The sequence below is a fragment of the Streptomyces sp. NPDC001744 genome, from assembly GCF_042892575.1.
Lineage (GTDB): Bacteria > Actinomycetota > Actinomycetes > Streptomycetales > Streptomycetaceae > Streptomyces.
Genome location: NZ_JBIAUG010000010.1, coordinates 32341 through 57233, shown reverse-complemented (window position 1 = coordinate 57233; position 24893 = coordinate 32341). Strand labels below are relative to the sequence as shown.

General features: G+C 74.5%; 19 protein-coding genes. 5 read left to right on the top strand and 14 right to left on the bottom strand.

Features of this window, described 5'->3' with window-relative positions; genetic code table 11:
* Positions 1-91: 91 nt before the first annotated feature.
* The 8 genes from ACFYZY_RS14335 to ACFYZY_RS14300 form a co-directional block, all read right to left on the bottom strand.
* Positions 92-979: a DUF5936 domain-containing protein gene (locus ACFYZY_RS14335; RefSeq protein WP_388693326.1), complete on the bottom strand. Its 888-nt coding sequence runs from the start codon at positions 977-979 to the stop codon at positions 92-94.
* Positions 980-990: 11 nt separating this feature from the next.
* Complete coding sequence (locus tag ACFYZY_RS14330) at positions 991-1932, bottom strand: type II secretion system F family protein (protein ID WP_388693324.1); 942 nt, start codon at positions 1930-1932, stop codon at positions 991-993.
* A gap of 27 nt (positions 1933-1959) precedes the next feature.
* Positions 1960-3303 carry a CpaF family protein gene (locus tag ACFYZY_RS14325; protein ID WP_388693322.1) on the bottom strand — a complete coding sequence of 448 codons (1344 nt, stop codon included), beginning with the start codon at positions 3301-3303 and terminating at the stop codon, positions 1960-1962.
* The gene (locus ACFYZY_RS14320) at positions 3300-3689 is read right to left on the bottom strand and encodes a TadE/TadG family type IV pilus assembly protein (RefSeq protein WP_388693320.1); all 390 of its coding nucleotides are present in this window, start codon (positions 3687-3689) and stop codon (positions 3300-3302) included. The genes ACFYZY_RS14325 and ACFYZY_RS14320 overlap by 4 nt, the downstream gene beginning before the upstream one ends.
* Positions 3686-4069, bottom strand: a complete 384-nt coding sequence (locus tag ACFYZY_RS14315) for a TadE/TadG family type IV pilus assembly protein (RefSeq protein WP_388693319.1) — start codon at positions 4067-4069, stop codon at positions 3686-3688. Before ACFYZY_RS14315 ends, ACFYZY_RS14320 begins: the two co-directional genes overlap by 4 nt.
* 3 nt (positions 4070-4072) lie before the next feature.
* A complete protein-coding gene (locus ACFYZY_RS14310; RefSeq protein WP_388693317.1) occupies positions 4073-5341 on the bottom strand; it encodes a CpaE family protein in 1269 nt (422 codons plus the stop codon).
* Between the two features lie 7 nt (positions 5342-5348).
* The gene (gene cpaB, locus ACFYZY_RS14305; RefSeq protein WP_388693315.1) at positions 5349-6056 is read right to left on the bottom strand and encodes a Flp pilus assembly protein CpaB; all 708 of its coding nucleotides are present in this window, start codon (positions 6054-6056) and stop codon (positions 5349-5351) included.
* Between the two features lie 123 nt (positions 6057-6179).
* Positions 6180-7247 carry a hypothetical protein gene (locus ACFYZY_RS14300; RefSeq protein ID WP_388693313.1) on the bottom strand — a complete coding sequence of 356 codons (1068 nt, stop codon included), beginning with the start codon at positions 7245-7247 and terminating at the stop codon, positions 6180-6182.
* A gap of 323 nt (positions 7248-7570) precedes the next feature.
* Between ACFYZY_RS14300 and ACFYZY_RS14295 the strand changes: the two genes are divergently transcribed.
* Complete coding sequence (locus ACFYZY_RS14295) at positions 7571-9283, top strand: chitinase (protein WP_388693311.1); 1713 nt, start codon at positions 7571-7573, stop codon at positions 9281-9283.
* A 412-nt stretch (positions 9284-9695) separates the two neighbouring features.
* Here the strand turns inward: ACFYZY_RS14295 and ACFYZY_RS14290 are convergent, their stop codons facing one another.
* Positions 9696-10973: a serine/threonine-protein kinase gene (locus tag ACFYZY_RS14290; protein ID WP_388693605.1), complete on the bottom strand. Its 1278-nt coding sequence runs from the start codon at positions 10971-10973 to the stop codon at positions 9696-9698.
* A 201-nt stretch (positions 10974-11174) separates the two neighbouring features.
* On the opposite strand from ACFYZY_RS14290, the gene ACFYZY_RS14285 reads away from it, so the two are divergent.
* Positions 11175-12530 (top strand): M14 family metallopeptidase, encoded by a 1356-nt coding sequence (locus ACFYZY_RS14285; RefSeq protein WP_388693310.1) that lies wholly within the window; start codon positions 11175-11177, stop codon positions 12528-12530.
* 64 nt (positions 12531-12594) lie between these two features.
* On the opposite strand, the gene ACFYZY_RS14280 is transcribed toward ACFYZY_RS14285, so the two are convergent.
* Positions 12595-16824, bottom strand: coding sequence for a S8 family serine peptidase (locus ACFYZY_RS14280; RefSeq protein WP_388693308.1), 4230 nt, complete (start codon positions 16822-16824; stop codon positions 12595-12597).
* Between the two features lie 91 nt (positions 16825-16915).
* On the opposite strand from ACFYZY_RS14280, the gene ACFYZY_RS14275 reads away from it, so the two are divergent.
* Positions 16916-17869, top strand: coding sequence for a helix-turn-helix domain-containing protein (locus ACFYZY_RS14275; protein WP_388693306.1), 954 nt, complete (start codon positions 16916-16918; stop codon positions 17867-17869).
* 57 nt (positions 17870-17926) lie between these two features.
* Here ACFYZY_RS14275 and ACFYZY_RS14270 read toward each other — a convergent pair whose 3' ends face one another.
* From ACFYZY_RS14270 to ACFYZY_RS14260, 3 genes are read right to left on the bottom strand one after another with little or no spacing between them, the layout of a single operon-like run.
* Positions 17927-18349, bottom strand: coding sequence for a RidA family protein (locus ACFYZY_RS14270; protein ID WP_388693304.1), 423 nt, complete (start codon positions 18347-18349; stop codon positions 17927-17929).
* Positions 18346-19107, bottom strand: coding sequence for an IclR family transcriptional regulator (locus tag ACFYZY_RS14265; RefSeq protein WP_388693302.1), 762 nt, complete (start codon positions 19105-19107; stop codon positions 18346-18348). Before ACFYZY_RS14265 ends, ACFYZY_RS14270 begins: the two co-directional genes overlap by 4 nt.
* A complete protein-coding gene (locus ACFYZY_RS14260) occupies positions 19104-20411 on the bottom strand; it encodes a sugar kinase (RefSeq protein ID WP_388693300.1) in 1308 nt (435 codons plus the stop codon). The genes ACFYZY_RS14265 and ACFYZY_RS14260 overlap by 4 nt, the downstream gene beginning before the upstream one ends.
* A 123-nt stretch (positions 20412-20534) precedes the next feature.
* Here ACFYZY_RS14260 and ACFYZY_RS14255 point away from each other — a divergent pair, with 123 nt between their 5' ends.
* Both ACFYZY_RS14255 and ACFYZY_RS14250 read left to right on the top strand, forming a co-directional pair.
* A complete protein-coding gene (locus ACFYZY_RS14255) occupies positions 20535-21983 on the top strand; it encodes an alanine racemase (RefSeq protein ID WP_388693298.1) in 1449 nt (482 codons plus the stop codon).
* 175 nt (positions 21984-22158) lie between these two features.
* Positions 22159-23766: an amidohydrolase family protein gene (locus ACFYZY_RS14250; RefSeq protein WP_388693296.1), complete on the top strand. Its 1608-nt coding sequence runs from the start codon at positions 22159-22161 to the stop codon at positions 23764-23766.
* Positions 23767-23916: 150 nt separating this feature from the next.
* Here ACFYZY_RS14250 and ACFYZY_RS14245 read toward each other — a convergent pair whose 3' ends face one another.
* Complete coding sequence (locus ACFYZY_RS14245; RefSeq protein WP_388693294.1) at positions 23917-24834, bottom strand: DUF6891 domain-containing protein; 918 nt, start codon at positions 24832-24834, stop codon at positions 23917-23919.
* Positions 24835-24893: the final 59 nt, after the last annotated feature.

The following is a 24893-nucleotide window of genomic DNA, read 5'->3' as shown; positions in this document are numbered from 1 at the left end:
CGCACTGTCCCACACACGGTTGCACGCGCGAAGGCGTTCTGCCGAAATGTCAGGAGGGTGAAACCCGGGATTCTGGCTGGAAATTGTCGGTTCATTTGCCCGTCACCGCCCCGAAGTCCGTCCCCGTGCCCAGGAACAGGCCCGCGCCCAGGAGGATGATCGTCGCCGGGACCATCAGGGTCGTGATGACCATGGTCGCCTTCGGGACCGCCTTCGCCGCCTTGCGGCGGGCGTTCTGGGCGTCGGTGCGGCGCATGTCGTTGGCGATCTGGATGAGGGTGTCCACGATCGGGGCGCCCAGCTCCTCGCCCTGCTGGAGGGCGGTGACGAACTGGGCGACCTGCTCCGAGTCGTTGCGGCGGCGCAGTTCGTCGAAGGCCTGGCGGCGGCTGACGCCCATGTCCATCTGGCGCAGGGTGATGCGGAGTTCGTCGGACCAGGGACCCTCGTACTTCTCCGCCACCCGTTCCAGCGCCTGGCGGAAGCCGAGGCCCGCCGAGACGACGACGGCCAGGACGTCCAGGAAGTCCGGAAGGGTGCGTTCGATCTGGTCCTTGCGGATGCGGACCGCCGACCAGATGCCGACCTCCGTCCAGAACGCCCCGAAGGCGAGGAGGAGCAGGGCCGTCAGGTACGCGCCCCTGCTCAGCATCGTCAGGGCGCCCAGGACGCCCAGGAAGCCGTAGACCGCCCTGCGCGCCCCGTACCGGTCGATGGTGAGGCCGCCGGGGTTTCCGGCCAGGTCGATGCGGCGGCGTACCGCGTTGACCCGCTTCGGGCCCATCAGGCGCAGGACCGCCGGCGACCAGCGCATGCCCAGGCGGTCCACCGCCGAGTCGACGGCGCCCGTGCGGGTCGCGCCGACCTCCAGGGCGAGCCGGAGGTCGTCGGGGAGCCTGGCGTCGGCCCGGTAGAGGCGTATCCCGTAGCAGGCGCCCGCCACGGCGAGTCCGGCCAGGAGGGCGAGGAGGAGGTCCACGGCGGCCGTCCCTACACGTCGATCTTCGAGAAGCGGCGGATGACGGCGAAGCCGACCCCGTACAGGGCGAGGGCGACGACGACGGCGAGCTGCCCGAGCCCCGAACCGGTCATGCGGTCCAGGGACCCGGGCTGCAGGTTGTCGATGAGCAGCAGCGATCCGACGCCGATGACGGGCACGGAGTACGCGGTCATGCTCACCTGCGAGAGCTGGGTGCGGACCTCGCGCCGGGTCTCCTTGCGCTCCTCCAGGGTCTCGGTGAGGTTGCGCAGGGAGGAGACGACGGTGCCGCCGGCCCGGTTGGCGAGGACCAGGGTGGTGACGAGGACGACGAGTTCGCGGGAGGGCAGGCGTTCGGCCAGTTCGCCGAGGGCGTCGTCCAGGGAGGTTCCGACGGCCAGCTGCTGGGCGACCTTCTCCAGTTCGTCGCCGGCCGGGGCCTCCAGCTCCTCGGCGGCGAGACCGAGGGCCATGCGGAGGGCGAGTCCGGCCTGGGTGGCGTTGGCCAGGATGCGGGAGAGTTCGGGGAGCTGGTTGATGAACTTCTCGATGCGCTTCTGGCGCTGCCAGTTGAGGTACCCGAGGGCGACCCAGACGCCGAGGAGACCGCAGATCGGGCCGAAGAACGGCGACAGCGCCGCCTGTCCCACCGCCCACAGGACCGCCACGGTCGCCGTGAGGGCCACCGTGAACTCCCCCGGGGTGACGTCGAGGCCGGTGGCCGCGATCCGCAGCTCCAACTTGCGGCCGAGGGCGGTCCGGCGCACCCGCCGGTCGATGCCCCGGAAGCGGCGCCTGCGGCGGCCGGCGGCCTCGGGTGCGCCCGTCTCGTCCAGGCGGGCGACGAGGGCGGCGTGCCGGCGGGCCCCGCTCGCGTACAGCTGGACGCCGGTCACGCCCAGGACGCAGCAGAGCAGCGCGACGGCGGCCGTCGGCCAGAAGGGGTCGGTCATGGCCCTTGCTCCTCGGTCGTGCGGGGCCTAGACGGCTTCGCGGGTGGTCAGGTGGGCGTCGGTGGCGGCCACGCCGAACGCCTGCGGGACGGGCTGCCCGGCCAGGTAGAGGCGTTCGGCGACCCGGCGGGGCAGCGGGTGGTACGTGAACTGCCCGTACACCCGTCCGTCGGCGGCGAGCGGCTGGGCGTGGAAGCGGCAGACGGTGGCGAGCAGGAAGCGTTCGCGGCCGTGCGAGGCGAGGACGGCGATCTCGGTGATCCGGCGGGTGCCGTCGGGGTGCCGGGTGAGCTGGACGAGGACGTCGACCGCGCTGTTGATCTGGTCGCGCAGGGCCTCGAACGGCACCTTCACCTCCGACATGGAGGCGAGGGTCTGGAGCCGCATCAGGGCGTCCTCGGCGGAGTTGGCGTGGACGGTGGCGAGCGAGCCGTCGTGGCCGGTGGACATCGCCTGGAGCATGTCGAGGGTCTCGCCGCCGCGGACCTCCCCGACGATGATCCGGTCGGGGCGCATGCGGAGGGAGTTGCGGACGAGGTCGCGGATGGTGATGGCGCCGCGGCCCTCGATGTTGGGCGGCCGGGCCTCCAGGCGGATGACGTGGGACTGCTGGAGCTGGAGTTCGGCCGAGTCCTCGATGGTGATGATCCGTTCGCCCTCCGGGACGAGCCCGGAGAGGGCGTTGAGGAGGGTCGTCTTCCCGGTGCCGGTGGCCCCGGAGACGATCAGGTTGAACTTGGCCTGCACGAGCCCGGAGAGCAGGAGCAGCATCTGCTCGTCCAGGGAGCCGAGACCGAGCATCTCGTGGAGCGTGTACGCGCGCGGGAAGCGGCGGATGGTGAGGGTCGCGCCGGTGAGGGAGAGCGGCGGGATGATCACGTTGACGCGTTCGCCGGAGGGGAGCCGGGCGTCGACCATCGGGTTCGACTCGTCGACCCGCCGGTTGACGGTCGACACGATCCGCTCGATCGTCTGCATGAGCTGGTCGTGGGAGGCGAAGCGGAGCGGCAGGAGTTCGACGCGGCCGCCCCGCTCGACGAAGATCTGGTCCGGGCCGTTGACCATGATCTCGGTGATCGAGGCGTCTTCGAGCAGCGGTTCCAGGACGCCCAGGCCGAGGGCCTCGTCCACGACCCGGCGGATCAGCCGGGAGCGTTCGGCGGTGGAGAGGACCGGGCCCTCGCGGCTGATGATGTGCCCGAGGACGCGCTCCAGGCGGGCCCGGCGTTCGGCGGCGGCGAGCGCGGACATCTCCGTGAGGTCGATCTCCTCCAGGAGCTTGGCACGGAAGGCGGCGACGAGATGGCCGTCCTCCCTGGCCGTGACCGCGCCCTTCTCCTCGGGGGTGTGCATCCGGGAGCGCAGGCTCATGGCAGGTCCTCCTCGTCGGGCGTCGGCATGGTGACGGTCTTCTCCGCGTCGCCGAAGTCCTTCCAGAAGGGGACGACGGAAGGGATGCGCACGGTGACGGTGACGGTGACTTCGCCACCGCCCCTGCGGGGCTCCGAGACGGAGGGGCGGAGCCAGCCGCTCGCGGCCGCGGCGGCCGCTTCCCCGGCGCTCGGGGCGTCCTCCGCGTCGCTGCTCGCCGCCCGTGCCGCCGCGCGGGCCGCCGTGCCCGCCTGCTGGACGGCGTACGCGGCGATGCCGAGCTGGAGGCCCGCGAGGCCGACGAGGAGCAGGATCGGGAGGAAGCCCAGGTACTCGACGGCGACCTGGCCTCGGTCGCGGGCTCTCGTGCGCGGTCGTGGGCTCATGGTGCCGGGTCCTCCTCCTTCACCGCGCCCGCGTCGGCCGTGACAGGGAAGAGTCCTCCCAGGCCCGGGACCAGGGCCGGGACCTCGACCTCGACGTGGACGCGGACCATCCCGCCGCTCGGCACGCAGTCCCCGCCGGAGGCGCTCCAGGCCCCGTCGACGTGGCGGCGGGCCGCGGCCGGGCCGTCGTCGTCGACCGCGCACGCCCGCGCCGCCTCGTCCGCCGCGTTCCCCGCCAGCGTGTAGGCGTAACCGACCAGGACGACCTGCCAGAGCAGGGCGAGGGTGAGCAGGATCAGCGGCACCATGCCGGCGAACTCGATCGCCACCTGTCCCCCGTCGTCCCCGGCGCCCGTGGCGCCGTCCCGGTGGATGCGCATCGGTCAGCGGCCCCCGGTGCGGCGGCGCAGGCCGAGGGAGCCCCGGTCGCCCGCGCGGGCGAGCTGCTTGCCGGGGGCGCCCGCGGCCGGGGCCCCGGTCAGGCCCAGCTCCCCCGCGAGGGCCCACAGGGCCTGCTTGACGGTGGACCTGGCGTCGAGTTCGTGGAGGCGGCCCGCGTCGACGACGGCCTGGAGCTCCTTGAACTGGGCGGGGACGGCGACGCCCGCGACGCGGGTGCCGGTGATCCTCTGGACGAGGGAGGGCTGGATCTCGCTGGAGCGGTGGTGGCGGTTGACGAGGGTGACGGTCTCCTCGGCCTTGCGGACCTGGAGCCGTTCCCACATGCGCACGGTCCGTTTGGCGGCCCGGACCGCGACCACGTCGGGGGTGGTGACGAGGAGCGCGGTGCCGGCCATCTCGATCGCGGCGGCGTTGGCGCCGTCGAGCCGGGAGCCGCAGTCGACCACGACGACCTCGTGGCGGCCGCGCAGGGCGCTGACGACCTGGCGGGCGGCGCGGTCGGTGACCTCCTCGCCGCGTTCGCCCTCGGCCGGGGAGAGCAGCAGCGAGAGCCCGGTCTCGTGGACGTAGACGGCGTCCTGGAGGACGCGGGGCGAGATGTCGGTGATGGCGGCGAGGTCGGCGACGGAGCGCCGGAACTGGACGTCGAGGTACGAGGCGACGTCGCCGTTCTGGAGGTCCATGTCGACCAGGGCGACGCTCTTGCCGGAGGCGCGGGCGGCGAGGGCGAGCTGGACGGCGGTGACGGTGGTGCCGACGCCGCCCTTGGCGCCGCTGACGGTGACGACGGTGCCGCCGGGTCCGCCGGGTCCGCCGGCCCCCCGGTCGGCGCCGGTGCCGAGGTGGCGGCGGACGCCGGCGGACCACTGGGCGGCGGCCTGGACGCGGCTGGCGAGTTCCTCGTAGCCGAGGGGGAGGGTGACCAGGCCCCGGGCCCCGGAGTCCATGGCGGCGGAGAAGAGGACGGGGCTGGCGTCGGCGGTGATGAGGACGACGCCGACGGCGGGGAAGCGGAGGGCCACCTCGCGGACGAGTTCGAGCGCGGGAACGGGGCCGATCCGCTCGTGGACGAGGACGACCTCGGGGAGTTCGTCCAGGGAGGCGGCGGCGAGACGGGCGAGGGTGTCGACCAGCTGGGTGGAGTCGGCGGCCGGCGGGGCGGGTTCGGCGTCGGGGAGCTGGCTGAGCAGCGTGACGACGGACCGGGCCGCGTCGGGGTCGCCGACGGCCGGCAGGATCCTCGTGGTCATACCGGCCTCACTTGTCCTTGTCGAGCGTGTAGGTGCGGTCGCGCTGGTCGACGGGGGCGCCGCCCGTGGAGGGGGCGACGAGGGCGAGGCGTACGTGTTCGGCGAAGGACTCGGCGTACGCGACGCGCTGGGTGTCGAGGGTCGAGAGCGCGAAGGTGATGGGGACGGTGGAGGTGGCGCGGTCGGACCGGTCGGAGCGGTCGGAGACCGGGGTGAGCCTGCCGACGTCGAGGACGCGGGCGCCGGCGACGATCATCCGGGACTGGTCGGGGTCGCCCTTCTTCTCTCCCGCGAAGGTGGCGTAGATGTTGACGGTGGCGCCGGCGGTGATCTTGCCCGCGACGCCGGTGGCGGCGTCGATCATGATGGCGATCTCCTGCTGGCCCGGCCGGAGCGCCGGCCGGTCGACGATCATGTCCTCCTGGAGGAGGGAGCCGGCCTTGAGTTCGGTGACGGCGATCTTGCCCCGGAGCCGGCCGAGGTCGGTGACGGCGGTCTCGGAGAGCCAGCGCTTCGGCATGGTGATCTTCTCGAACTGCCCCGGGGTCAGGGTGGTGTAGGGGGCCACGTCCTTCTTGATCCGGTACGCGGTGGTCTCCGGACCGACCTTGGTGTTCACGTCGCTGATGACGGCGAGCACACCGGCGAAGGCGCCGAGGGCGCACAGGACGGACAGCAGCAGCAGGACGACGCCGCGGCGCTGGCGGGAGTTCATGGCCGTACTACCTCGATCGGAGACGTGGGTCCGGGCGGACGGGTGGACGGGTGGGCCGGCGGCCGGCCGGTGGTACGGGGCCGGTGGCGGGGCGGGGAGGAGGCGGGGGCCCGGGGAGACCGTTCACGGCAGGGCACGGGGGGTGTGGGGGCCGGGCGCGCGGGGGGCCGGGCCGAGGGCGGGCGGGGCGGTCCGTCCGGCGGGGCCCAGGGCGTGGGGGACGGCGGTCCCCGGTCCGTGGACGGCGTTCGCGCCGGTGCGCGGTTCCTCGTACACGTCCGCGTACGGCTCCTCGTACGCGCCGGTGTACGGCTCCCCGTACGCGCCGGCGCGCCGGACCGCGCGGGTTCCCCGGTCTTCCTGGTCGGGAACGGTCAGCGGGGCCGCGCAGAAGCCGCAGCGGTCCCCGATGAGGTCCATGCCGCACCAGTGGCAGGTGTCCCGTCGTACGGAGGAGACGAGTTGGTGGAGGACCGACAGGTCGGGGAGGTGGGCGGCGAACTCGACGAGCCTGCCGGTGCCCCACCAGGCGGGCGAGGAGGCGGGCAGCGGGGTCTCCTGGACGGGGCCCGGGATGCGCCACCGGGGTACGAGGGTGGTGGCGGGCCAGTCGGTCTGGAGCCGGCCGCGGGCGAGGAGGAGTTCGGTGGTGAACTCCGGCCCCGCGAGGGACTCCTCCCGGTCGCCGACGCGCACGATCTGCGGGGTGGGACCGGCGAGGACGGCGAAGTGGGCGCCGGGCAGCCAGCTCTTGAGGTGGGAGCCGAGGCCGACGGGGACGCGGTCGAGCCGGGAGACCGAGCCGAGGACGGCGCCCGCGTAGATGTAGTGGGCGAGCAGCCGGGCGGCGGAGGCGAGGACGCCGGGGGTGAAGTCGCAGCCGGCCAGCCGGCACAGCTGGCGGACGAGCACGGCCGCGCCGAGGGGCGGCAGGTCGGTCCTGACCAGGGCGATCCGGTCGCTCTCCAGGAGGGCGCGGACGGCGTGGAGGCGCCGGGCGACGGCGACCGGCGCGGAGGTGGGGCAGACGACGACCACGTGTCCGTACCGTGCGAGGAGTTGGCGCATGTCCGCCACCGAGGCGTCGAGCGGACGGCCCTCGGGGGGCGGTAACACGGCGGCCCGCGGGGTTCCGGGATCGACCGGAGGCAGCACCAGGTCGGCGCTGGTGACCGCGATCGCTGTCGGCACGTCGGCCCCCCGTCCCCTCCGGCTCCCGGTTTCCCGGGAGTCACGGCTCACCTACCGCGTTCACGGCGTCGCACCGGGGTGCCGCCGTCTCTGCACCTTATCCACGTGCCCCGGGGTGGTGAACACACAATCCGCCAAGCTCCCTCCATTTGTCGCGTCCGGCCGGACGCCTCTCGCCGCCGGAAGTCTTGACAATGCGATTGGTCTGGACCAACTTGTTCCCACAACGGTGGCCACCGTCCGAAACCCGTACCCCCGTACGCCCCTTCCGTACGGCGCCGTACGGCACCTCCACATCCCCAACTCCCCCACGGAGGACGCACGTGGACCGCACCCCCACCCGCCCGCGCGGAGGCAGATGGCTCGGCGGAGCCCTCGCGCTCGCCGTCGGCTCCGGGCTCGTCCTCGTCGGCGGCGCCGGCACCGCCCAGGCGGCGGACGTCAACGTCGCCAGGAACGCGGGCTTCGAGAACGGCCTGGCCAACTGGGCCTGTTCCGGCGGGAGCGGCACCGCCGTCTCCTCGCCGGTCCGCACCGGCACCGGCGCCCTGAAGGCGGCCCCCGCCGGCCTCGACAACGCCAAGTGCGCGCAGACCGTGACCGTGAAGCCCCACTCGACGTACACGCTGAGCGCCTGGGTCCAGGGCGGGTACGCCTACCTCGGCGCGAGCGGCACCGGGACCGGCACCGGCTCGGTCTCCACCTGGACGCCGGACTCCCCGTCCTGGAAGCAGCTCACCACCACCTTCACCACGGGCGCCTCCACCACCTCGGTCGAGATCTACACCCACGGCTGGTACGGCACCTCGCCCTACCTCGTCGACGACGTGAGCGTCTTCGGGCCCGACGGGGGAGGCGTCCCGGACCCCGACCCGGTCGTCCCGTCCACCCCGGCCGGCCTCGCGGCGGGCACCGTCACCTCCTCCTCCGTGAGCCTGAGCTGGGGCGCGGTCTCCGGCGCGACGGCCTACAAGGTGTACCGGGACGGCACCGCCCCGCAGACCGTGAGCGGCACCTCCACGACGGTCACCGGGCTCACCGCCGACACCGCCTACCAGTTCCAGGTGTCCGCGACGAACGCGGCGGGCGAGTCCGCGAAGTCCGCCGCCGTGACAGCGCGCACCGCCAAGAACCAGACCGGCCCCGGCCCGGCCGTGCCCAAGCACGCCGTGACCGGCTACTGGCAGAACTTCGACAACGGAGCGGCCAAGCAGAAGCTGCGGGACGTGCAGGCGGCGTACGACATCATCGCCGTCTCCTTCGCCGACTCGACCACCACGCCCGGCCAGATCACCTTCACCCTCGACCCGGCCGTCGGCTACGCCTCGGTGGCCGACTTCAAGGCCGACGTCGCGGCCAAGAAGGCGGCCGGCAAGTCCGTGATCATCTCCGTCGGCGGCGAGAAGGGCAACGTCACGATCAACAGTGACGCGAGCGCGACCGCCTTCGCGAACAGCGCGTACGCCCTGATGCAGGAGTACGGCTTCAACGGCGTCGACATCGACCTCGAACACGGCATCAACTCCACCTACCTCGCCAAGGCGCTGCGCCAGCTCTCCGCGAAGGCGGGCCCGGGCCTGGTGCTCACGATGGCCCCGCAGACCATCGACATGCAGTCCACGGGCACGGAGTACTTCAAGACCGCGCTCGCCGTGAAGGACATCCTCACGGTCGTCAACACCCAGTACTACAACAGCGGTTCGATGCTGGGCTGCGACGGCAAGGTCTACAGCCAGGGGTCGGTGGACTTCCTCACCGCGCTCGCCTGCATCCAGATCCAGGGCGGGCTCGACCCGTCCCAGGTCGGCCTGGGCGTCCCCGCCTCCACCCGGGGCGCGGGCAGCGGCTACGTCTCCCCGCAGGTCGTGAACAACGCCCTCGACTGCCTGACGAAGCTCACCGGCTGCGGCACCTTCAAGCCGGCCCAGGCGTGGCCGACGCTGCGCGGCGCGATGACCTGGTCGACCAACTGGGACGCGACGGCGGGCAACGCCTGGTCGAACGCGGTCGGCCCGCACGTGCACGGCCTCCCGTAGTGGACGGGGTGTCCCTCCCGCGCCCGGGAGGGACACCCACCGCGCGCACGGCCTCTCCCGGCGCGCGGAACCCCCTCTTACGCGTACGTCCTTCCCGTGCGCGCAGGAACTCCCCGTACGCGTACGCCCTTCCCCCGCGCCTACGGGTCCCGCAGCGCCGCCGCTCCCCCGGCGGCGCTGCTCCGTTTCGGGAGCGCCGGTTCGTTTCGGGAGCACTGATTCGTTTCGGGAGCGCCGGTTCGCTTCGCGAGCACTGCTCCACTTCGGGGGTGACGGCCTGTTCCGGGAGCGCCGGTCCGCTCCAGGAGCCCCGATCCACTTCGAGAGCACTGGTCAACTTCGAGAGCACTGTCCCGCTTCAAAAGCGCTGGCCACTCCGGGAACGACGATCCGCCCCCGGAGGAAGGCGCGTTCAGCGGCGGGGCAGGAAACCGGCCAGGACCGCGTCGAGCCGGACCATCCACTCGTCGACGCGGGCGGCGCGGCGACCGTCGAGCTCGCACGTGTACGCGCCGCCCTCGCGGAGCGAGACCGCGACGCGCAGTCCCCGGCCGCGCCGGGTGCGCACCAGGTCCACGCCCGCGACCTCCTCCCAGCCGAACTCCGCCTCCTCGCCGTAGAGCTGGAGGTGCATCCCGGAACCGTCCACCACGATCCCGGACACCCGGTCGGCGGCCACGAAGACGGCCGGGTCCCCCGGCGCCGAGGAGGGCGGCGGGGGGACGGCGTAGGCGGCGGGAGGCCCGTAGCCCGGGACGGGCGCGGCGCCGACCGGGGGCCCGAAGCCCGGCGCGGGCGGATACCCGTATCCGGCCGGGGGCGCGGACGCGGGGACCGTCACGAAACCGGCCGCGGCCACCGCGGCGGGACCGACGGGCGGCACGCCCCCGCCGGACACCGCGGGCACTCCCCCGTCCGCCGCCGGCACGACCGCCGTGGCGGTCGGCGCTCCCGTCCCCGCCCCCGGCTCCGCCTCCCCCAGCGCGTCCAGGATCTCGTCCGGCGTCGGCCGCTCGGCCGGGTTCTTGGCGAGGCAGCGCGCCACGAGGCCGCGCAGCGCCTCGGGGACGGCGCCGAGGTCCGGGGCCTCGTGGACCGAGCGGTACATGAGACCCATGGGCGTGCCCTCGCCGAAGGGACGCCCGCCCGCGGCGGCGACGAGGACGGCGCCGAGGGCGAAGACGTCGGTGGCGCCCGTCACCTCCTCGCCGAGGGCCTGTTCGGGGGCGAGGTAACCGGGGGTGCCGAAGGCGGAGCCGGTGGCGGTGAGCCGGGTCGACTCGACCGCGCGGGCGATCCCGAAGTCGAGGACGCGCGGTCCGTCGGACGCCATGACGATGTTGCCGGGCTTGAGGTCGCGGTGGACGAGCCCGCAGGCGTGGATGGCCTCCAGGGCCTCCGCGAGGGCGGCGCCGAGCGCGCGCAGCCGCGGCTCGTCCATCGGGCCCTCGGCGGCGACGAGTCCGGCGAGGGTGGGGCCGGGGATGTAGGCGGTGGCGAGCCAGGGCGCCTCGGCGTCGGGGTCGGCGTCGACGACCTGTGCGGTGTGGAAGCCGCCGACCCGCCGGGCCGCGGCGACCTCGGCGCGGAAGCGCGCGCGGAAGGAGGGGTCGGAGGCGAGTTCCGGCCGTGCCACCTTGACGGCGACGGCGCGTCCGCCGCGCGAGCGGGCGAGGTACACGGTGCCCATGCCGCCTTCGCCCAGCTTGTTCTCGATGACGTATCTGCCGATGAGGGTCCCCACGCGGGACAGTATGACCGAACCGCCCACCTTGACCAGTCCATGACATGAGTCCACCATGTGCCGGGCGCGCCGCTCCACTTCGCTCCGTCGTTCTCGTTGTCGCACTCCCGCACTCCTCCACCCCCCACCCCCCACCCAGGAGACAGCATGCGACGTCCCCTCCGCGGCAGGAGGTCCGCCGGTCTGGCGGCCCTCGTGGCGCTCGCCCTCGCGGCGCCCCTCTCCGCGCTCGCGACCCCCGCCGGGGCCGACCCCGCGCCGGCCGGCACCGCCCGCGCCGCCGGGACCGGGGAGGTGATCCGGCAGTACGAGATCGCCGGACCCTCCACCCCGGCCGCCCGCACCGCGCTCACCGCCACCGGCGTCTCGATCGACGAGGTCGACGCCCGCTCGGTCGTGGTCAGCGCGAACACCGAGCAGCTCGGGCGCCTCCGGGCCCTGGGCCACGAGCCGGTGGCCCTGCCCGCCCCGCCGGACCGCGGCGGGGCCGTCCGGTCCGCCCCTGGCCCGCTCGACTTCCCGTCGGCGGACTCCCGCTACCACAACTACGCCGAGGCGAACGCGGAGATCGACCAGCGGATCGCCCAGTACCCCTCGATCATGAGCAAGCGGGTGATCGGGAAGTCGTACGAGGGCCGGGACATCGTCGCGATCAAGGTCAGCGACAACGTGGCCGCCGACGAGAACGAGCCCGAGGTCCTCTTCACCCACCACCAGCACGCCCGCGAGCACCTCACCGTCGAGATGGCGCTCTACCTGCTGCGCGAACTCGGCGCGGGCTACGGCACGGACAGCAGGATCACCAACGCCGTGAACGGGCGCGAGATCTGGATCGTCCCGGACCTCAACCCGGACGGCGGCGAGTACGACATCGCCTCCGGCTCGTACCGGAGCTGGCGCAAGAACCGGCAGCCCAACTCCGGTTCCTCGTACGTCGGGACGGACCTCAACCGGAACTGGGACTACAAGTGGGGCTGCTGCGGCGGCTCGTCCGGCTCCAAGGGCTCCGAGACCTACCGGGGCGCGGCCCCCGAGTCCGCCCCCGAGGTGAAGGTCGTCGCCGACTTCGTCCGCTCCCGGGTGGTCGGCGGGAAGCAGCAGATCAAGGCGGCCATCGACTTCCACACGTACAGCGAACTGGTCCTCTGGCCGTTCGGCTGGACCACCGCCGACACCACCACCGGCATGACCGCGGACGACCGGAACGCCTTCGCGACCGTGGGGAAGAAGATGGCGGCGAGCAACGGCTACACGCCCGAGCAGTCCAGCGACCTGTACGTCACGGACGGCTCGATCGACGACTACCTGTGGGGTACGCAGAAGATCTTCGCGTACACCTTCGAGATGTACCCGTCCTCGTCCTCCGGCGGCGGCTTCTACCCGCCCGACGAGGTCATCGACCGCGAGACGGCCCGCAACCGGGACGCGGTGCTCCAGCTCCTGGAGAACGCGGACTGCATGTACCGCTCGATCGGGAAGCAGGGTCAGTACTGCGCGGCCTGACCCCCTGAACGAAGGCCGGGGCCGGCGGGAGGAACCTCCCGCCGGCCCCGCGCACGGGTACGGGTCAGCGGCGCAGCTTCAGGCGGTGCACCCCTCCGTCGACCGTACCGACGTAGAGCGTGCGGCCGTCGGGAGCGGCGGCCAGCTTGGTGGCGTCGGTGTTCTGCAGGCCGCTCGACACGTTCTCCCACGTCAGGCCGTTGTCGGTGCTGCGCAGTACGCCCCGGCCGCCCTGGACGAGTCCGGACGCGGCCGAGCGGGTGGTGGCCGCGTAGAGCGCCCCGCCGGCCCGCAGCAGGTCCGAGACGTGGACCGCGAGCGGCCCGGTGTCGGCGGTGCGGAAGGTCCTGCCGCCGTCGGTGCTGACCCGGACGGACGAGCCTCCGACGAGCAGGCGCCGGTCGTCCACCAGGATCGCGGAGACGGGGCCTTCCGCGACCTTGGTCACGGTGACGCCGCCGTCGTCCGAGCGGTAGAGGCCCGAGGCGTTGCCGAGCCAGAGGCGCCGCGGGTCGCGCGGATCACCGGCTATGGCCTCGAAGGCCCTCGGGTGGAAGAGGTTCTTCCAGGTCCTGCCGCCGTCGAGGGTCGAGAACAGGCCGTCGCCCAGGATGCTCCTGAAGCCGATCGTCACCCGGTCCGGGTCGGCCGGGTGGACCAGGATCGAGGTCGGGATCTCCGACGACACCCCCTTCACCTGCCAGGTCCGGCCGGCGTCGCCGCTGCGGGAGACCTCGAAGAGGCCGGTCGCGGTGCGCCGGACCTGCCACACCACCCTGCTGTCCTCGGGCGGGACGGCGATGTGCGAGGTGAGGCGGCCGGTCATGCCCTCCCCGCCGGACGGGCCCCATTCGGGGCTCGCGACGGGGACCGCGGTGCGGTAGGTGCCGCTCACCGTTCCGGCGAGCAGCCGGTCGCCACTGGCCGCGAGGGCGAAGACGGTCAGGCCCTGGACGCCGATCCTCCGGTAACCGGTGCCGTCGGCCGAACCGCGGTACAGGCCGTCCTGTTCGCTGGACACGGTCACCGAGCCGTCGGCCCAGCGGTCGTAGTCCAACGCGATGGCCGCCTTGGAGGGGGCGGGGGCGGGCTTCCAGGTCCTGCCGTGGTCGTGGCTCACCTGCCCGGCGCCGAACAGCGTGCGCAGGTACAGGTCGCCGCCGGAGGCGGACAGTCCGTGGCCGCCGCTCTCCAGGGGCAGCAGGGTGGACCAGGTGCGGCCCTTGTCGTAGGAGCCGCGGACGCCCGTGCCGGGGACGTACGTCGCCACCACGGCGGAGTCGGCCGCCATGCCGTAGACGCCCTCCACGGGCTCGTCGAGGAGGAGGCGCGCCGGGCCGGGGTCGCCCTTGCCGACGCCGTCGATCCGCCAGACGCCGTCGAAGGTCGCCAGGTACAGGGTGTCGCCGACGAGGGCGGCCTCGCGGACGGGACCGGTCACGCCGGTCGGGTACGCGGCCCAGCTGTCGCCCGCGTCCGTGCTGACCCTCAGCGTGTCGCCGGTCACGGCGGCGAGGGTGCGGGTCCCCTCGTCCGCGACGAACTCGTCGACGCGGACGTCGGGCACGTCGAGCTTGCGCCAGGTGCGGCCGTTGTCGTCGGTGCGCAGGATCGTGCCCCGGCGGGTGGGGTCGCCGGCCGAGTTCACGGCGTACCACCAGCGGTCGGGACGGCGGGCGTCGACCACGACCGCCCCGGTGCCGCTGCCGTCGGCGACCGGCAGCCGGCCCACCTGGCGCCAGTGGGCGCCGCCGTCGGTGGTCAGCCAGGGGGCGGCCTTGCCGTACTGGGTCATGACGGCCTGCTTCGGCCGGGCGGGCGAGAGCGCGACGTGTCCGGCCTCGCCGTTCGGGCCGATGGGTTCCCATCGGTCGCCGCGGCTGCCGGCGGGGGTGACCTCGAAGGCGCCGGTGCCGGTGATCCGCCGGCCGTCGGTGGTCGTGGCCCGCGCGGCCAGCCGGTGGGCACCGGCCGCCTTCCCTGTCACGTCGGCCTGGTAGTAGCCGGCGCCGTTCATGGTGGTGCGCAGGGTGAACGCCTTGCCGTGCGGCGGCGTGACGGTGATCTCCGGCGGCGCGTCCAGGGCGGCCGGGGCGGCGACGTGCACGGTGGAACGGCCGTCGCTCGGGTCGGGGGACGCCTGGACGACCAGGTGCCGGACGACGAGCAGGTACGGCACCCGGAGGGCCGGGCCGCGCGCGGGGGTGGCCGTGATCAGGCCGCTGATCTCCGTGTCGGCGGCCGGGCGGTCGGCGCGCAGGGTGACGGTGACGGTCGCGGTCCCCCCGGCGGGGATGGTGACCCGCGCCGGGGACACGGTGGCGGGCCCGGTGCTGCCGAGGGCGGTGGTCAGCGGCTCCTTGCCGGGGTTGGTCAGGCGTATCTCCGCGGTGCCGCCGACGGTCCGGTCCGCCAGGTCGGCGAGGCCGAACGACACGGCCGTCGGGGAGGCGCCGAGGGTGGCCGCCGCCGCGGCGGCCACGTCGAGCCGTCCGTTCCCCCGGACGGTGGGACCGGCGCCGGGGAGCTGCTTCGCGGTGCCGACGAGTGCGGACCTGATCGCGTCGGGGCCCTGGTCCGGGCGCAGCTGGCGCAGCAGCGCGGCGGCGCCGGCGACGTGCGGGCTCGCCATCGAGGTGCCCGACATGCGGTAGACGCCGGGCCCGTACATCGAGGTGGGGATCGCCGAGCGGATCTCCACGCCGGGGGCGACCAGGTCGGGCTTGAGGGCGAAGCCGGTGCCGGGGCCGCGCGAGGAGAACGAAGCCACCTGGTCGGTGGAGTCGGTGCCGCGCAGGGTGACGAGCACCTTCCCGGCGGCCAGTTCGCGGCTCAGCTGGGCGTACTGGGTCGTGTCGATGCCCATGAGGACCAGGCGGTCCATGCGCAGCGAGTCGCCGGAGGCGGCGGTCCGCGCGAAGTCGGGGCGGGCGGGGGTCGCCGGGACCTCGACCGTTCCCGGGGTGGTGGCGAGCACGGGCCCGCCGTGGGCCGGGAGGCCGCCGAGCACGGCGAGCGCGCCGCGCTCCTCGGCCTCGCGCGCCCAGTCGACGTCGTTCTGGCTCAGGACGTCCGTACCGGGCGCGACGAGGATGTCGGCCCGCAGGATCTTGCCCCGTACGTCACCGACCCGCTTCCAGTCCTCGGCGGTGCCCGCGCCGACGTCCACGAGCGGGGCGGTGACCGGTTCCCGGGGCGGGTTGGCGGACAGGATGCCCCGGTACGTCTGGATCAGTTCGGGTTCCCTGCCCGCCAGGTACGCGCTGGGCGTCCGCACTCCGCTGGTGGAGGCGCCGACGGCGATGACGCCGTCGGCCGACGCCGGGGTGTTGACGGTGCCGGCGCCGGGTCCGCTGTTGCCCGCCGCCGCGACGACGACCACTCCGGCGCGTACGGCGGCGGTCGCCGCGCGGCCCAGCGGGTCGGTGCCGTCGCCGGGGCCGCCGAGGCTCATGTTGATGACGTCGGCCCGGTGGGGGTTGGCCGGGTCGGCCGCCGCCTCGATGCCGGCGATGATGTCGGAGGTGTAACCGCTGCCGTCGGCGCCGGTGACCTTGTAGGCCAGCAGGCGCGCGTCGGGCGCCATGCCGGTGACGCCCCCCTTCGCGGCCGCCCTGCCCGCGATGATGCCCGCGACGTGGGTGCCGTGCCCGTTGTCGTCCATCGGGTCGCCGTCGCCGTTGGCGAAGTCGTAGCCGCCGACGACCTTGTGGCCCTCGCCGAAGCCGCCGCCCAGGTCGGGGTGGCCGTAGTCCACGCCGCTGTCCAGGACCGCCACGACGGTGCCCCTGCCGGTGGCCTTCGTCCCGGCCGGGTCCTCGCGCTTCCACACCTCGGGCGCGCCGGTCAGCGGCACGCTGGTGTCCGTGCGCACCTGTACGCGGGTGTCGGGCCGGACGGCGGCGACGCCCGGCAGGGCGGCCAGCCGCGCCGTCTCGGAGGCGGGCACCGTCATCGCCACGGCGTTGACGAGCAGGCCGAGTTTGCGGGGCGAGGCGGGGTGCAGTCCGGCGTTCCGGGCGGTCGCGACGAGGGCGTCCTGCCGTACCGCCAGGGCCTGCCGGGCGGCGCCGACGGCGGAGGCCGCGGCGGCGGCCGGGGACGTGAGGGAACCGCCGGGGGCGGCGGCGACGGCCGCCTCCCCGGACAGTTCGACGATGACCCGCCGGCTCGTGTCGGGCGAGTCCGCGGTGGCGGTCGTGGTGCCGGGCAGCGCGGTGAGCGTTCCGGCGAGCGCCGCGGTGGTGACCGTGACGGCCGCCAGGCGCCGGCTTCTTCGTGGGTTCTTGGCCATGAACAAAGGTCCTAGCCCCGAAGTCACTCTCCGTACAACGGATTCCGGCGGCCCATTGCTGCCCCTGGCACAAGTGGGCCAGTATCCGCATATGACGACCGAGCTCACCGCCGCAGGCATCGATCCGTTCGACGAGAGCGTCTACCGGGCCGTCCTGACCCGGCGTACGGCGGCCCCGGCCGAACTCGCCGCCGACCTCGGCTGCTCCCCCGTCCGCGCCGCCAGGGCGCTGGACCGGCTGCACGACCACGGCCTGGTCGGGCGGCTCGCGGGCGTCCGCCGCCGGTACGCGGCGATCGAGCCGGGCGCCGCGGTCGAGTCCCTGGTGCGGGCCAGGGCCGAGGAGCTGGACCGGGTCCGTTCGGCGGCGGGCGAGCTGTCCCGCCTCTTCGCGGCGGCCCAGGCCGGTGCCACCGGGGAGGACGAGGTGGAGATCGCCACCGGCCGCGAGGCGCTGGGGCGTTGGTTCGTCCGCCTCCAGCAGGAGGCGCGCGAGGACGTCATGACGCTGGACCGGCCGCCGTACGCCCTGACCACCTCCAACCCGGTGGAGAGCAACGCGCTGGGGCGCGGCGTGCGCTACCGCGCGGTCTACGCCCCCGAGGCCCTGGAGTGGCCGGGGGTGCTGGAGGACATCCGCGGGCTCGTGCGCCGCGGCGAGCAGGCCCGGGTGATGCCGGGCCTGCGGATCAAACTGGCCATCGCGGACCGGCGGCTGGCGCTGATGCCGCTCTCCCTGGACCTCGACGGCGTGCGCGCCGCGGTCGTCCGCCCCTCCGCCCTGCTGGACGCCCTCACCGACTACTGGGAGCTGTGCTGGAAGCAGGCCCTGCCGCTCGACCTCCCCGCCGAGGACCCGCTCGGCGAGGAGGACCGCCTGGTGCTGACCCTGCTGGTCAGCGGCCTCAAGGACGAGGCGATAGCCCGTCAGCTCGGCTGGTCGGTCCGCACCATGCGCCGGCGCATGAGCCGCCTCCACGAACTCCTGGGGGCGGTGAACCGCTTCCAGGCCGGTGTCGTCGCGGCCCGCCGCGGCTGGATCTGAGCCGTCGGCGTCGGGGGCGTCCGGGGCCGCGGCGCCCCGGTGCCGGTGCGGTCCGGCTCAGCCCAGGACCGCCAGCGCGTCGATCTCGACGAGGAGGCCGGGCGGGAGGCCGACGTACACGGTGGTGCGGGCGGCGGCGGGGGCCTTGAGGCCCTGCTCCTCGAAGTACCGGTTGTAGATCTCGTTCATCTCGGCGAAGTGGTCCACGTCCGTCAGGTAGACGCGCATCATCATCACGTCGTCCCAGGTCGCGCCGCCCTCTTCCAGGATCGCCTTGACGTTGGCGAAGGTCTGGAGGGTCTGCTCGCGCAGGGTCGGGCCCGCGACCGCCGGCGCCTGTCCCTCCACGGCGGGCAGGAAGCCGACCTGGCCGGCGACCTGGAGGATGTTGCCCTTCCGCACGCCGTGCGAGAACTTCGCGGGCGGGGCGGTGTGGGTGGCGGGGGTGATCGCGGTCTTCGCGGTCGTCTGCTCGGTCATGCGGTGTCCTTGGTCGGGGCGGTGCCGGAGTACTCCCGGCTGATGGCGTCCGCGGTGCGGCGCACCTGCGGGAGGAGGGCGAGGAGTTCGTCGGCCGTGACCACCACGTTGGGCGCCGAGACCGACAGGGCGGCGACGACCCGCCCGTCCGCGCCGCGGACGGGAGCGCCGACGCAGTTGATGGACTCCTCGTGGCCGCCGAGATCGGTGGCCCATCCCTGTTCGCGCACGATCTCCAGCTCCTTGAGGAAGGCGGCGGCGTTCGGCGTCGAACGGGGCGTGTACGGGGGGTAGTCGAGCTTCGCGGCGACCGCGCGCCGCTCGGCCTCGGGCAGGTCGGCGAGGAGCAGCTTGGCGACGGCGGCGACGGTGATCGCGACGGGCCGGCCGATGCGCGAGTACATGCGGACCGGGTAGCGGCTCTCGACCTTGTCGATGTAGAGGACCTCCCCCTCCTCGTACACCGCGAGGTGGACCGTGTGCCCGGTGCGCTCGTTGAGGGCGGCGAGGTGGGGGTGGGCGATCTCGCGGACGTCGAGGTTCTCGACGGCCTCCTGCGCGAGGGCGAAGAGCCGGGCGCCGAGACGGTAGCGCTGGTCCTGCTGGCGGTGGACGAGACCGTGCTCGTGGAGGGTGCGGAGCAGGCGCAGGGCCGTGGACTTGTGGACGCCGAGGCTCTCGGCGACCTGCCCGAGGTCGGCGGGGCCCCGCGCGAGCAGCGGCAGGATGCTGAGTGCCCGGTCGACGGTCTGGCTCATGGCGTGCGTACCTCCTGGTCGTTTCCCGTACGGCCGGGCCCTGCCGGGCGGGCCGCCGTCCGGCCGGCGTCCTCCCGGTCGTCCCCGGCCCGGTCGGGGGCCGCCCCGCCGGAGCCCGCCCCGCCGGAGGGCTTCCGGCCGTCCCCCGGCCGGCCGGCGTCCTCCCGGCCGGCCTCCGTCCAGCCGGGGCCGAGGTGAAGTGTCTCCCAGGCCGCGTCGTCGAGGGCCACCAGGCGGTCGGCACGGTCCGTCCAGGAGGGCCGCCGCGCGGCGGCCAGGTCGCCGGGGACGGTGAGGGCGGCGGCGGCCATGAGGTGGCCGTGGCGGAGCCGGTCCCCGAGGCCGAGGCCGCGGAGGGTGGCGGAGAGGAAACCGGCGGCGAAGGCGTCCCCCGCGCCGATCGGGGAGACGACGTCGACGCGGGGGGCGGGGACGAAGGTGCCTTCCTCGGGGGCCACGCGGCTCCCGGGACGGCGGTCTCCGGTACGGCCGCCCCCGGAACCGCTTCCCCCGGAACCAGCCTCTCCGGCACCGCCGTCCCCGGAACCGCTTCCCCCGGAGCGGCGGTCGACGGCCACGGCCCCGTCCGCGCCGAGCTTGACGACGACGACCCCGGGTTCGGGGAGGGCGCCGAAGACGGCGCGGGCGCTCCCCAGGCCCCAGAGCCCTTCCGCCTCGTCCGCGCCGACGAAGACGACGTCGGCGCGGCGGGCGAGCGCGAGCAGCACGTCGGGCGCGCCGCCGTCGCGCCACAGGGCCGGCCGGTGGTTGACGTCGAAGGAGACGAGCGGCCGGCCGGGGCGCGGGGCGGTGAGGTCCCTCATCAGGGCGAGGCAGTCCTCGGAGAGGGCGGCGGTGATGCCGGTGAGGTGCAGGATCCGGGCGCCGGCGACGGTCTCGTAGGGGACGGTGGCCGGGGACATGGCCGAGGCGGCGGAACCGGCCCGGTAGTAGACGACCTCGTGGGCGCCGGTGGCCCGGTCCTGGTCCGTGCGGAAGTAGACCCCGGTCGGCCGGTGCGGGTCGCGGCGGACGGCGGTGACGTCCACGCCGTGGCCGCCGACGGTGTCGAGGAGGTGGTCGCCGAAGCCGTCGCGGCCGACGCGGCCGACCCACTTGGCGCGGTGGCCGGCGGCGGCCAGGGCACAGGCGACGTTGGACTCGGCGCCGCCGATCGCGCGGGTGAAGGAGGGGACGTCCGCGAGGGGGCCCGGCCGGGAGGGGAGGAAGGTGACCATCGACTCTCCGAGGCAGACGACGTCCGGGGCCGCGTCGGCCGCGTCCGCGGGTGCGTCTCCGCTCACTCCCGTGCTCCCTGCGTCTCCCACGGGTCCATTGACCCGGCCTTGGCCCGGATGTTAGACAACGATGAGCAAGATACGCAATGGACGTTGCGCATCTTGCAACGTCGACGAGGAGGAGACCCCATGCCCGACCCGGCGAACGATCCGGTGAACGGCCCGGCGAACGACCGGGCGGACCGCTCGGCAGACGACCGAACGAACCGCCCGGCGAACGGCCGAACGGACCGCCCGGCGGACGGACCCGCGAACAATCCGGCGGCCCGGACGCCCGCGCGGACGGGAACGACAGCCGGCCCGGCCCGCCGCGCCCCGGACCCCGCCGCCGAACGCGTCGACCACCGCTTCAAGGCCCTCCCCCCGGACGCCGAGGGCCTGACCGTCGGGGAACTCTCCGCCCAGCGCCGGAACCTCTTCACCGGCGGCTACACCACCCCCGTCCTCGCCCTCTCCGCCGAGTCCGTCGCGCACAACCTGCGCCTCCTGGAGACCTACGCCGAGCGGCACGGCCTCGCCTTCGCCCCGCACGGCAAGACCTCCATGGCCCCCCAGCTCTTCGACCGGCAGCTGGAGCACGGCGCCTGGGGCATCACCGCCGCCGTGCCCCACCAGGCCCGTGTCTACCGCGCCCACGGCATCGCCCGGATCTTCCTCGCCAACGAGCTGGCCGACCCCGCCGCCCTGCGCTGGCTGGCCGCCGAGCTCGACGCCGACCCGGACTTCCGCTTCGTCTGCTACGTGGACTCCGTGCGCGGTGTCGAGCTGATGGACGAGGCCCTGCGCGCCGCCGGGGCGTCCCGCCCGGTGGACGTCGTGGTCGAGCTGGGCGCGGGCGAGGAGGCGCGCACCGGCGTCCGTACGGAGGCCGGGTGCGCCGCCGTCGCCGACGCGGTCGCCGCCGCCGCGACCCTGCGGCTCGTCGGCGTCGCCGGGTACGAGGGGGAGGTGCCCCGGGCGAGCCCGGAGCGGGTCCGGGCCTGGCTGCTGCGGCTGACCGGCCTCGCCGCCGCCTTCGACGCGGAGGGCCGTTTCGACGCCGGCATCGGGGAGATCGTGGTGAGCGCGGGCGGCAGCGCCTGGTTCGACACGGTCGCGGAGGTCTTCGCGGAGCTGCCCGCCCTCTCGCTCCCGGTCCTGAAGCTGCTGCGTTCCGGCGCGTACGTCTCGCACGACGACGGCCACTACCGGACCCTCACCCCCTTCAACCGGGTGCCGGAGGAGGGCGCGCTCCGGCCGGCGTTCCGGCTCTGGTCGCAGGTCGTCTCCCGTCCCACCGACGGGCAGGCGTTCACCAACGCGGGCAAGCGGGACGCCGCCCACGACCTGCACCTCCCGGAGGCGCAGGTGGTCCGCGACGCCCGTACGGGTGAGGTCCGGGCCGCGGAGGGCATCACCGTCACGGGCCTCTCCGACCAGCACGCCTGGCTCCGCACGGAGCCGGGGGCGGACCTGGAGGTAGGGGACTGGGTGGGGATGGGCCTCTCCCACCCGTGCACGGCGTTCGACAAGTGGCAGCTCATCCCGCTCGTCGAGGCCGACGGCACGGTGGTCGACCACATCCGCACCTTCTTCTGAGGCACCTTCTCCCGGGGGCGCCTCCGTCCGGAGCACCCCCCTCCGGGGCACCTTCTCCGGAAAGGGGCGCCTTCTCCGTAGGGGGGCGCCCCCTACGGAGAAGGCGCCCCCTCCACCGCGCGCCCCTCCGGGGCGCCGTCCTCCGAAACCGTCCGAGAGCCGGGGAGCCGGAACAGTGCTGGAACTCGTCATCCGTGACGCCGAGGTCGTCGACGGCAGCGGCGGCCCCTCCTACCGGGCCGACGTCGGCGTCGAGGGGGGCCGGATCACCACGATCGTCCAGGAGGCCGCCGCCGCGGGCTGCCAGCGGCCCGTCGGCCGCCGGACCCTGGACGCCGAGGGGCTGGTCCTCACCCCCGGCTTCGTCGACATGCACGCCCACAGCGACCTCGCGCTGCTCCGCGACCCGGACCACTCCGCGAAGGCCGCCCAGGGCGTGACCCTGGAGGTCCTGGGCCAGGACGGCCTGTCGTACGCCCCGGTGGACGACCGCACGCTCGCGGAGGTGCGCCGGGCGATCACCGGCTGGAACGGCGACGGCTCCGGCCTCGACACGGACTGGCGCACGGTCGGCGAGTACCTGGACCGGCTCGACCACGCGCACGGCGGCCGGGGCATCGCCGTCAACGCCGCCTACCTCGTCCCCCAGGGGACGGTCCGCGCCCTGGCGGTCGGCTGGGAGGACCGCCCGGCGACGGAGGCCGAGCTGGACCGGATGCGGCGGCTCGTCGCGGAGGGCCTGGAGCAGGGCGCGGTCGGCATGTCCTCCGGCCTGACGTACACCCCGGGGATGTACGCGCCGGCCGCCGAGCTGACCGAACTGTGCCGGGTCGTCGCGGAGTACGGCGGCTACTACTGCCCGCACCACCGCTCGTACGGCGCCGGGGCGCTCGACGCCTACGCGGAGATGGTCGCCCTCACCCGCGAGGCCGGGTGCGCCCTGCACCTGGCCCACGCCACCATGAACTTCGGCGTGAACGAGGGTAGGGCCGCCGAGCTGCTCGCGCTCCTGGACGGGGCCCTGGACGCGGGCGCGGACATCAGCCTCGACACGTACCCGTACACCTCCGGCTGCACGACCCTGGTGGCCCTGCTGCCGAGCTGGGCGAGCGAGGGCGGCCCGGAGGCGGTGCTCGCGCGGCTCCGGGACGACGCGACGGCCGCGCGGATCGGGCACCACCTGGAGGTGGTCGGCTCGGACGGCTGCCACGGCGTCCCCGTCGACTGGGACACGATCGAGGTCGCGGGGGTGAACGAGCCCGCGCTCGCGGGGTTCGTGGGCCGCCGCGTCGACGGCTGGGCCACGGCCCGCCGGCTCCTGGTCGAGGACCGGCTCGGCACCACGATCCTCCAGCACGTCGGCCACGAGGAGAACGTCCGGACGATCATGCGCCACCGGGTGCACACCGGCGGCTCGGACGGCATCCTCCAGGGCCTCAAGCCGCACCCGCGCGCGTACGGCACGTTCCCGGAGTACCTGGGGCGGTACGTGCGCGACCTCGGCGTCCTCTCCCTGGAGGAGTGCGTCGCCCACCTCACCTCCCGCCCGGCCGCCCGCCTCCGCCTGCCGGACCGGGGCCTGGTGCGCGAGGGGTACGTGGCCGACCTGGTCCTCCTCGACCCGGCGACGGTCGCGGCGGGCGCGACGTACGCGGCCCCGCGGACCCCGCCGAGGGGCATCCCACACGTCCTGATCGGGGGGAGGTTCGTGATCGAGGACGGCAGGCGGACGGACGTCCTGGCGGGGAGGACGATCAGGCGGACGCCGGTGCCGCGTTCCTAGAACGCGCGGCGCGGGCCCCGTCCGCCCGGGACGGAGCCGGGACCGCGCCGGCGCGTCCGGTACCGGGGCGGCCCTCCGCCGTACGAACGCGCGCCCCGGGCGCCGCCGGGCCCGCGCTCCGGACGGACGGCGCCGCCTTCGCCACCCGCCCTAGCCGATCAGGCGGCGGCGCCAGTCCAGAGGGGTGACCGTGATGGCCCGGCCGGGGTCACGGTCCCACTCGGCGTGGAGACCGACCGCTTCGAGCGCGGCCACGACCTCGTGGCCGACGGCCGCGGTGGTCCCGGGCGAGCCGTCGAAGCCGCCGTAGAGGAGCGTCAGTCCGCGGCCGGCCGCGGCGGAGTCCGTGCACTGGGTGTGGAAGTAGACGAAGCCGCGGGCGTCGGGCTCCCCTTCACCGCCGATCTCGGACTGGCCGCAGGTGCGGCAGCAGGTGAAGTTCTCGCGGGCCGTGATGCCGGCCTCCTCCAGAGCGGTGAACGCGCGGGTGAGCCGCTCGGGGTCCGTCTCGCCCCGCCACGCGGCCTGCTCCGCGACCCTCTCCAGCCACAGCCGGTCGGCCAGCGCCTCCGCCTGCTCGCGCGAGACGGGCCGGCGGCCCTCGGTGACCAGGTACTCCTCCGCGACCTCGGCCAGTTCGGCGCGAGTGGCGTAGCCGCCGACCAGCACCTGACGAACGCGCCTCTCCAGCTCCTCGCGCTCGTCCTCGCCGAGGTCGAGCGGCGGCACCTCGCGGGCGGGGCCCATGTCCAGCAGCGACCACGCCGGGCCCTCGGCCCATCCGTCCTCCTGGCGTGCCCAGCCGGTGAGCACCGCGATCACGTCCTCGGGCCCGTCGGCCTTCGCGCAGAAGTGCCGGTCGGCGGCGCCGTCGCGGTACTCCAGCGTGTGGTCGCCACCGGCCTCGTGCCACACCTGGGCGAAGACGTCGGGCAGGTCGGGTATCCGCTGGACCACCAGGAACCGGTCACCGTCACTCCCGATCCGCCGGACCAGCCCCGCCAGCTCCTCGGCGGACACGCCGACGTGCCGCTCCCCGTTCTCCGTCCTCACCACGATCTCGAGCATGCGCAGACTCTGGCACACCCCCCCGACCCCGGATCTCCCAGGGCCCGCGACGCGGCGGT

What these genes read in the sequence shown, in the direction of transcription:
- ACFYZY_RS14315 (WP_388693319.1), bottom strand. Translation starts at nt 4,069, where the DNA reads ATGCGCATCCACCGGGACGGCGCCACGGGCGCCGGGGACGACGGGGGA.
- ACFYZY_RS14255 (WP_388693298.1), top strand. Translation starts at nt 20,535, where the DNA reads ATGCCCGACCCGGCGAACGATCCGGTGAACGGCCCGGCGAACGACCGG.
- cpaB (WP_388693315.1), bottom strand. Translation starts at nt 6,056, where the DNA reads ATGAACTCCCGCCAGCGCCGCGGCGTCGTCCTGCTGCTGCTGTCCGTC.
- ACFYZY_RS14285 (WP_388693310.1), top strand. Translation starts at nt 11,175, where the DNA reads ATGCGACGTCCCCTCCGCGGCAGGAGGTCCGCCGGTCTGGCGGCCCTC.
- ACFYZY_RS14320 (WP_388693320.1), bottom strand. Translation starts at nt 3,689, where the DNA reads ATGAGCCCACGACCGCGCACGAGAGCCCGCGACCGAGGCCAGGTCGCC.
- ACFYZY_RS14310 (WP_388693317.1), bottom strand. Translation starts at nt 5,341, where the DNA reads ATGACCACGAGGATCCTGCCGGCCGTCGGCGACCCCGACGCGGCCCGG.
- ACFYZY_RS14290 (WP_388693605.1), bottom strand. Translation starts at nt 10,973, where the DNA reads ATGGGCACCGTGTACCTCGCCCGCTCGCGCGGCGGACGCGCCGTCGCC.
- ACFYZY_RS14330 (WP_388693324.1), bottom strand. Translation starts at nt 1,932, where the DNA reads ATGACCGACCCCTTCTGGCCGACGGCCGCCGTCGCGCTGCTCTGCTGC.
- ACFYZY_RS14265 (WP_388693302.1), bottom strand. Translation starts at nt 19,107, where the DNA reads ATGAGCCAGACCGTCGACCGGGCACTCAGCATCCTGCCGCTGCTCGCG.
- ACFYZY_RS14325 (WP_388693322.1), bottom strand. Translation starts at nt 3,303, where the DNA reads ATGAGCCTGCGCTCCCGGATGCACACCCCCGAGGAGAAGGGCGCGGTC.
- ACFYZY_RS14275 (WP_388693306.1), top strand. Translation starts at nt 16,916, where the DNA reads ATGACGACCGAGCTCACCGCCGCAGGCATCGATCCGTTCGACGAGAGC.
- ACFYZY_RS14245 (WP_388693294.1), bottom strand. Translation starts at nt 24,834, where the DNA reads ATGCTCGAGATCGTGGTGAGGACGGAGAACGGGGAGCGGCACGTCGGC.
- ACFYZY_RS14280 (WP_388693308.1), bottom strand. Translation starts at nt 16,824, where the DNA reads ATGGCCAAGAACCCACGAAGAAGCCGGCGCCTGGCGGCCGTCACGGTC.
- ACFYZY_RS14270 (WP_388693304.1), bottom strand. Translation starts at nt 18,349, where the DNA reads ATGACCGAGCAGACGACCGCGAAGACCGCGATCACCCCCGCCACCCAC.